The sequence below is a fragment of the Streptomyces botrytidirepellens genome, from assembly GCF_003721215.1.
Classification (GTDB): Bacteria; Actinomycetota; Actinomycetes; order Streptomycetales; family Streptomycetaceae; genus Streptomyces; species Streptomyces himastatinicus.
Genome location: NZ_RIBZ01000208.1, coordinates 1 through 6867 on the forward strand (window position 1 = coordinate 1; position 6867 = coordinate 6867).

The 6867-nt window shown below is 73.3% G+C and carries 6 protein-coding genes and 2 pseudogenes; 6 read left to right on the forward strand and 2 right to left on the reverse strand.

From position 1 onward, the window contains the following. Positions 1-570, forward strand: a pseudogene (locus EEJ42_RS16020) (hypothetical protein); the annotation flags it as partial. A 67-nt stretch (positions 571-637) separates the two neighbouring features. Here EEJ42_RS16020 and EEJ42_RS16025 read toward each other — a convergent pair. Then, positions 638-1519: a Cof-type HAD-IIB family hydrolase gene (locus EEJ42_RS16025; RefSeq protein WP_184503112.1), complete on the reverse strand. Its 882-nt coding sequence runs from the start codon at positions 1517-1519 to the stop codon at positions 638-640. 110 nt (positions 1520-1629) lie between these two features. Here EEJ42_RS16025 and EEJ42_RS16030 point away from each other — a divergent pair, with 110 nt between their 5' ends. From EEJ42_RS16030 to EEJ42_RS16045, 4 genes are all read left to right on the forward strand, one after another. After that, positions 1630-2538: an LLM class flavin-dependent oxidoreductase gene (locus EEJ42_RS16030; protein WP_123100609.1), complete on the forward strand. Its 909-nt coding sequence runs from the start codon at positions 1630-1632 to the stop codon at positions 2536-2538. Between the two features lie 131 nt (positions 2539-2669). After that, positions 2670-3578, forward strand: a complete 909-nt coding sequence (gene htpX / locus EEJ42_RS16035) for a zinc metalloprotease HtpX (protein WP_123100610.1) — start codon at positions 2670-2672, stop codon at positions 3576-3578. Between the two features lie 6 nt (positions 3579-3584). After that, positions 3585-4175 (forward strand): PspA-associated protein PspAB, encoded by a 591-nt coding sequence (pspAB, locus tag EEJ42_RS16040; RefSeq protein ID WP_123100611.1) that lies wholly within the window; start codon positions 3585-3587, stop codon positions 4173-4175. A gap of 206 nt (positions 4176-4381) precedes the next feature. After that, on the forward strand, positions 4382-4945 hold the full coding sequence (locus tag EEJ42_RS16045) for a hypothetical protein (RefSeq protein ID WP_184503113.1): 564 nt from the start codon (positions 4382-4384) through the stop codon (positions 4943-4945). 70 nt (positions 4946-5015) lie between these two features. Here the strand turns inward: EEJ42_RS16045 and EEJ42_RS16050 are convergent. Continuing rightward, positions 5016-5933, reverse strand: a pseudogene (locus EEJ42_RS16050) (alpha/beta fold hydrolase); the annotation flags it as partial. A 113-nt stretch (positions 5934-6046) separates the two neighbouring features. On the opposite strand from EEJ42_RS16050, the gene EEJ42_RS16055 reads away from it, so the two are divergent. After that, positions 6047-6867 (forward strand): ABC transporter ATP-binding protein (locus EEJ42_RS16055; protein ID WP_148081969.1); only part of this gene is annotated, 821 nt, incomplete at its 3' end.

Below are 6867 nucleotides of genomic sequence, written 5' to 3' on the forward strand. Positions count from 1 at the left end.
GGCGGTGGCGGCGGCGGTGGCGGCGGGAGCAGCGCCGCCGCGGGCGGCACCGGCGGTGGCGGCGGGGCCGGCGGCTTCACCTGGTGTGTCATCCCGGTCGTGCCGTTCGCCACCTACACGGTGGACCTGGGTACCGGCGGCACCGCCGGTACCAGCGGTCCCGGTGGCGCCGCGAACGGCACCGGGGGTACGACCGGTGGTAACGGCGGCCCGACGAGCCTGGCCTCCATCCTCGGTCCCCAGCTCATCGCCGGCGGCGGTCTCGGTGGCACCGGCGGCGGTGGAGCGATCGGTACGACCCCGGGCACGCCGGGCACCGGGGGCACCGGAGGCACCGGTGCCTGCAACAGCATCTACGTGGTCAACCGGACCGGCGAGGACGGCGAGAACGGCGTCGACGGCGGTGAGGGCGGCGAGGCGGTCGACGGCATCGTGGGGCTTCCCCTGACGAACACCAGCGCGGGCGGCAACGGCGGCGCCGGCGGTGGCGCCGGCAGTGCCACCGTCCCGGGCAACCCGGGCCGCGACGGCACCACGGGCGGCAACGGGTACGCCGTCATCTTCTGGTAAGCCGACTCCGCTCGGACACGAACGCCTCCGGCACACCGGCCGGGGGCGGTTCCGTGTCGTCGTCCGGCTATCCGGCGAGGATCCGCTCGATGACGGCGGCGACGCCGTCCTCGGTGTTGGCGCCGGTGCGGTGCGTGGTCGCGGCGAGCACCTCCGGGTGGGCGTTGGCCATGGCGTACGAGGTGCCCGCCCAGGTCAGCATCTCCAGGTCGTTGGGCATGTCGCCGAACGCCACGACCTCCTCCGCGGCGATGCCGCGCTCGGCGCAGCACATGGCCAGGGTGGATGCCTTGGAGACCCCCGGCCCGCTGACCTCCAGCAGGGCGGACGGGCTGGAGCGGGTGAAGGCGCCGTGCTCGCCCGCGGCGGTGCGGGCCAGCTGGAGGAAGGCGTCCGGCGCCAGCTCCTTGTGGTGGGCGAGCAGCTTGAGGACGGGGGTGTCGGCGTGCGGGAAGCCGTCCTCGAGCAGCTTCTCGGCGGGGGCGATGATCGCGCCCGGGTCGAGGTGGAAGGGCGGGTACTCCGGCTCGTAGAAGATGCCGCCGCTGCGCTCGACCGCGAAGGACGTGCCGGGGGCGGCCCGGCGCAGCGCCTCCACGACGGCCAGCGCCCGGCCGGCGGCCAGCGGGCGGACCTCGACCAGCAGCCCGCCCTGGTGGAGGTCGACCACGGCGGCGCCGTTCGCGCAGATCGCCAGGCCGTGTCCGTGCACATGGGCGCTGACCACGTCCATCCAGCGGGCCGGGCGGCCGGTGACGAAGAACACCTCGATGCCCGCCCGCTCGGCCGCGGCCAGGGCCTCGACGGTGCGGTCCGAGACCGTCTTGTCGTCCCGCAGCAGGGTGCCGTCGAGGTCGGTGGCGATCAGCCGGGGGCGGGGTGTGGCGGAGGCGGAACGGTCGGGGGCCGGGTTCTCGGGCTGCTCGATGGCTGGGGTCACGGCCCCCATCTTCCCGTATGGGCCGCTCACCGGTGAGGGAAGGGCGCTCGACGGGGGTCCCCCCACCGCGGCGGCCGGGCCGTGCGCCGCTGTCAGAGGTAGCGCTTAGGCTCGACGCCATGCGAGTGAGCACCGTGATCCTGCCCGTCGACCGCTGGGCCGACGGCGGCAGGGAGCTATGGCAGCGCGCCGAGGAACTGGGTTTCCACGCGGCGTACACCTACGACCACCTGTCCTGGCGCAGCTTCCGTGACGGGCCCTGGTTCGGGGCGGTGCCGACGCTGACGGCGGCCGCCGCGGCGACTTCCCGGCTGCGGCTGGGCACGCTGGTCACCTCCCCCAACTTCCGGCACCCGGTGACGCTCGCCAAGGAGCTGATCTCGCTGGACGACATCTCCGGCGGGCGCGTCACGCTCGGCATCGGCGCGGGCGGCTCCGGCTTCGACGCGACGGCGCTGCTGCGCGGCGCGGAGGAGGCGTGGACGCCGCGGGAGCGGGCGGACCGGTTCGGCGAGTTCACCGAGCTGCTCGACCGGCTGCTGACGCACGACGTGGTGAGTTACGAGGGCGAGCACTACAGCGCGCGCGAGGTGCGCAACATCCCCGGCTGTGTGCAGCGCCCCCGGCTGCCGTTCGCGGTCGCGGCGACCGGCCCGCGCGGGATGCGGCTCGCGGCGCGGTACGGGCAGGCGTGGGTGACCACGGGCGACCCGAAGCTCTTCGAGACGGGGACGCCCGCCGACTCGCTGGCCGCCATCGGCCGCCAGGTCGAGCGGCTCGGCAAGGCCTGCGCCGACGCCGGGCGGGCCGACGAGCCGGACAAGATCCTGCTCACCGGCTTCACCCCGGACGGTACCCGTCCGCTCGGCTCGGTGGACGCCTTCGTCGACTTCGCGGGCGAGCACGCGCGGCTGGGCATCGACGAGATCGTGCTGCACTGGCCGATCGCCGACTCGGTCTTCGAAGCCGACCCCGGGGTCTTCGAGAAGATCGCCACGGAGGGCGCGGAGCGGGTGGCGGCCCTCTGACGACGCGCTCCGAGGCCCGAGGGACACCGGGTTCCGTTATGCCGCATGCGCCGCAGATGCCGCGAAGGCCGGAATGAGGAGCAGAATCGGGTAGAGAGGCTCCCGCTGCCGCAGTGACTGTGGAGGCACCCATGCCGCATACCCGCTACGCCCCCGACCGTGGGCTGACCACCCGCATGGTCGTGACCATGTTCCTCATCGGCCTGCTCTACGTGGTCTTCGTCGGTGTGCTGATCGCGCTGCTGCGCGGTGCCTGGCCGCTGATCCTGCTCATCGCGGGCGGGCTGTTCATCGCGCAGTTCTGGTTCAGCGACAAGATCGCGGCGTTCAGCATGGGCGCACGGGAGGTCACCCCGCAGCAGGCGCCCGAGCTGCACGGCGTGGTGGACCGGCTGTGCGCGCTGGCCGACATGCCGAAGCCGCGGGTGGCGATCGCCGACACCGATGTGCCGAACGCGTTCGCGACGGGGCGCAGCCAGAAGAACGCGCTGGTGTGCGCGACGACGGGGCTGCTGCGGCGGCTGGAGCCGGACGAGCTGGAAGGCGTCCTCGCCCATGAGCTGTCTCACGTCGCGCACCGCGACGTTGCGGTCATGACCATCGCCTCGTTCCTCGGCGTGCTGGCGGGCATCATGACCCGGGCCGCCCTGTGGGGCGGGCTCTCCCGCAGCAGCCGCAACAACAACGTAGGCATCGCGGTCCTGCTGATCCCGCTGGTCAGCGCCGTGGTGTACGCGATCAGCTTTCTGCTGACCCGGCTGCTGTCCCGCTACCGCGAGCTGTCCGCCGACCGGGCCAGTGCCCTGTTGACCGGCCGCCCCTCGGCGCTCGCCGCCGCCCTCACCAAGGTGACCGGGCAGATGGCCCGCATCCCGACCCGCGATCTGCGCAAGGTCGAGCCGTTCAATGCCTTCTTCTTCGCCCCGGCGCTCTCCGGGCAGAGCCTCAGCACGCTGCTGTCCTCGCATCCGACGCTGGAGCGGCGGCTCGACCAGCTCGGGCGCATCTCCGCCCAGCTGGGCCAGCCGGGGAGGGGCTGAGGGCGCATGGGATTCCTCGACGTCATCCTCGGCCGCAGCAAGCCCGTACGGCCCGACCTCGACCAGCTCTTCGGGCTGCCGTCGGCCGCGGTCACCCTGGAGGCGGGGGCCGGGTTCACCCCGACGGGGCTCGGGTCGGTCTGCTTCGCCAGCGTCGAGGGCGGCGCCTTCGGCCGCCTCCAGAGCGACGTACGGGAACTGCTGGACGCGGACACCGACCGGGGCGGGGTGCCGGTGGAGTTCAGCCAGGACGGTTACGGCTACACCTGGCTGCTGGCCCGGCAGCCACCGGACGACGTGGCGGCCCTGGTGAACGACCTGCACGCGGTCAACACGCTGCTCCAGGACGGGGGGTTCGGCCCGCAGCTGCTGTGCTCGCTGCTCGGGTTCCACGAGGCGGCGGGGCGTTCGCTCGCGCTCGTCTACCTCTACAAGCGCGGTACGTTCTACCCCTTCGCACCGCTGCCGGGCGCCGCCGAGAAGCGGGACAACGCGCTGGAACTTCAGGTGCGGGCGCTGCTCGGGGACGATCTGCGGATCGAGCAGGACCTGAGCCGGTGGTTCCCGGTGTGGGGCGCGCCCGGACTCCACACCTGACGCTCACGCTCAGCCGGGGAAGCGCAGAAAGCCCGGCGGGACATCGGATCGCGGCGACGCTGCGGCTGGTGTCGGTCTCCACCCATGGTGTCGGTCTCCACCCAGCCCTGCGGGTCGAGGGTTTTTTCGTGCCGGTCGGGGGCACGCGCGGTTACAGCCGCACGGCGGCGGACTCACCGGGACCGAGCGATCGAGGGGGAGCGGACATGGGTTACCTGCGCGGCTTTGCCCCATGGATCGCCTTCTCCGTCGTGGCGATGCTGGGCTGGCAGTGGGGCGCGCTGGCCGGGCTGGTGCTGGGCGGCTGGCTGCTGATCCAGTGCCGCAGGGAGGGGGTGGCCGCGGACGCCCTGATCCTGGACGCCAGCACGGTGCTGTTCTTCGCGGCGCTGACCACGTGGGCCTTCGCCCGCCCCGACAGCGGCCTCAAGGACTACGGCGGCGGGCTGGCGATGGGCTGGCTGGCCGTCACCGCCTGGGCGACGCTCGTGATCGGGCACCCCTTCACCACCGGTATCGCCCGGCGGCAGGCGCCGCGGGAGGTGTGGCACACCGCGGTGTTCCGGCGGATCAACGTGGTGATCTCCTCGGTCTGGGCGGTCGCCTTCACCCTGACCGCCGCGGCGCTGGCCGCCTCGGTGGCCGCCGGTCTGGACAGCTGGGTGCCGCTGGCGGTGCAGGCCGCCGGGTTCGTCCTGCCCGCCCTGTTCACCGCCCGCTACCCGGAGCGCGCCCGGGCCCGTCTCGCCCCGGACGCCGCCCGGGCGTGACCCCGCCCGGCTTCGTACCCCGCCCGGCTTCGTTCTCGACTCAGGCGCCCTTCTCGACCGACGCGTCCCTCTCGACCGAGGTGACGAACTCGCCGATCCACGCGGTGAGCTGACCGGGGCAGGAGCGCGGCATTCCGTGCCGGGCGGCCAGGGTGCGTCGGGTCAGCCGGGGCACCCAGGTCTCCAGCTCGTCGTACAGCCGCACCGACAGGAACGGGTCCCGGGTGGGGACGATCAGCTGGACCGGGGCATGGGCGTACGGGTCGCCGCGGGGCCGGAGGACCCGCTTCCGGATGTTGTCGCGGTACAACCAGGCGCCGTGGGCGGCGTCTTCCGGCAGCGACGCGGTCGGATAGCCGTCGCTCGGCACCCGCTCCATGCGCTCCAGCAGCCGGGGCCAGCGCCTGCCGAACCAGCCGCGCCACAGCGCCTCGGGGATCGTGGGCAGGTGCAGCGCGGTCACGTACCAGGACCGGGCGGACTGGCCGAGGAGCTGGGCGGCCCGGCGCGGGGTCGGCCGGGTCAGCCGCCTTCTGACCCAGTGCCCGAAATGGTCCAGCGACGGGCCGGACAGCGAGGTGAACGAGGCGATCCGCCCCTCGGCGCGCCCCACGCTGACGAACTCCCACCCCTGCACCGACCCCCAGTCATGGCCGACGAGATGCACCGGCCGGTCCGGGCTGACGGCGTCGGCCACCGCCAGGAAGTCATCGGTCAGCTTCTCCAGGGTGAAGCCGCCGCGCAGCGGCGCCGGGGCCGTCGAGCGGCCGCAGCCGCGCACGTCGTACAGGACGACATGGAAGCCCCAGCGCGCGGCGAGCCCGGACGCGACCGCGGCCCACACCTCCTTGCTGTCCGGATAGCCGTGCAGCAGCACGACCGTGGGCCGCGCCGGGTCGCCCAGTTCGGCGACGCACAGCTCCACGCCGTCCGTGGGGACCGTGCGCTCGGCCGCTCCCGCGATCCCGCCCGTCGTCCCGTCCGCCATGCCGTCCTCCCCTGACCCGGGACGGGGTCCTCCGTCCCGGGGTGGGCCTTCCCCTTACGGGCGTGTCAGACCCGAGGAGTAGGGAAATCCAACCGTCTGGGGTGACGTGGACTGTGGCTCACACCACTACCGTCGAACACGTGACTGTGATCGCCACCGAAAGCCTGAGCAAGCGGTTCCCCAGGGTCACCGCGCTCGACCGGCTGTCCGTCGACATCACCCCGGGCGTTACCGGCCTGGTGGGTGCCAACGGCGCCGGCAAGTCGACTCTGATCAAGATCCTGCTCGGGCTGTCCCCCGCCAGTGAGGGCCGCGCCGCCGTCCTCGGCCTCGACGTGGCCACCGAGGGCAGCGCCATCCGCGAGAGCGTGGGCTACATGCCCGAGCACGACTGCCTGCCGCCCGATGTGTCGGCGACGGAGTTCGTCGTCCACATGGCGCGCATGTCCGGTCTGCCGCCGTCCGCCGCCCGCGAGCGCACCGCCGACACATTGCGCCACGTCGGGCTGTACGAGGAGCGATATCGCCCCATCGGCGGCTACTCGACCGGCATGAAGCAGCGCGTGAAGCTCGCCCAGGCGCTGGTGCACGACCCGAAGCTGGTCCTGCTGGACGAGCCGACGAACGGCCTCGACCCGGTCGGCCGCGACGACATGCTCGGCCTGATCCGCCGCATCCACACCGACTTCGGCATCTCGGTCCTGGTCACCTCGCACCTGCTCGGCGAACTGGAGCGCACCTGCGACCACGTGGTGGTCATCGACGGTGGCAAGCTGCTGCGGTCCAGCTCCACCAGCGACTTCACCCAGGCGACGGCCTCCCTCGCGGTCGAGGTCACCGACACCGACGAGCACCCGGACGGCACCGCCGCGCTGCGCGCCGCCCTCGGCCGGGCCGGGCTCACCGCCTCGCCCGCGCGCCGCGGCGCGGACGG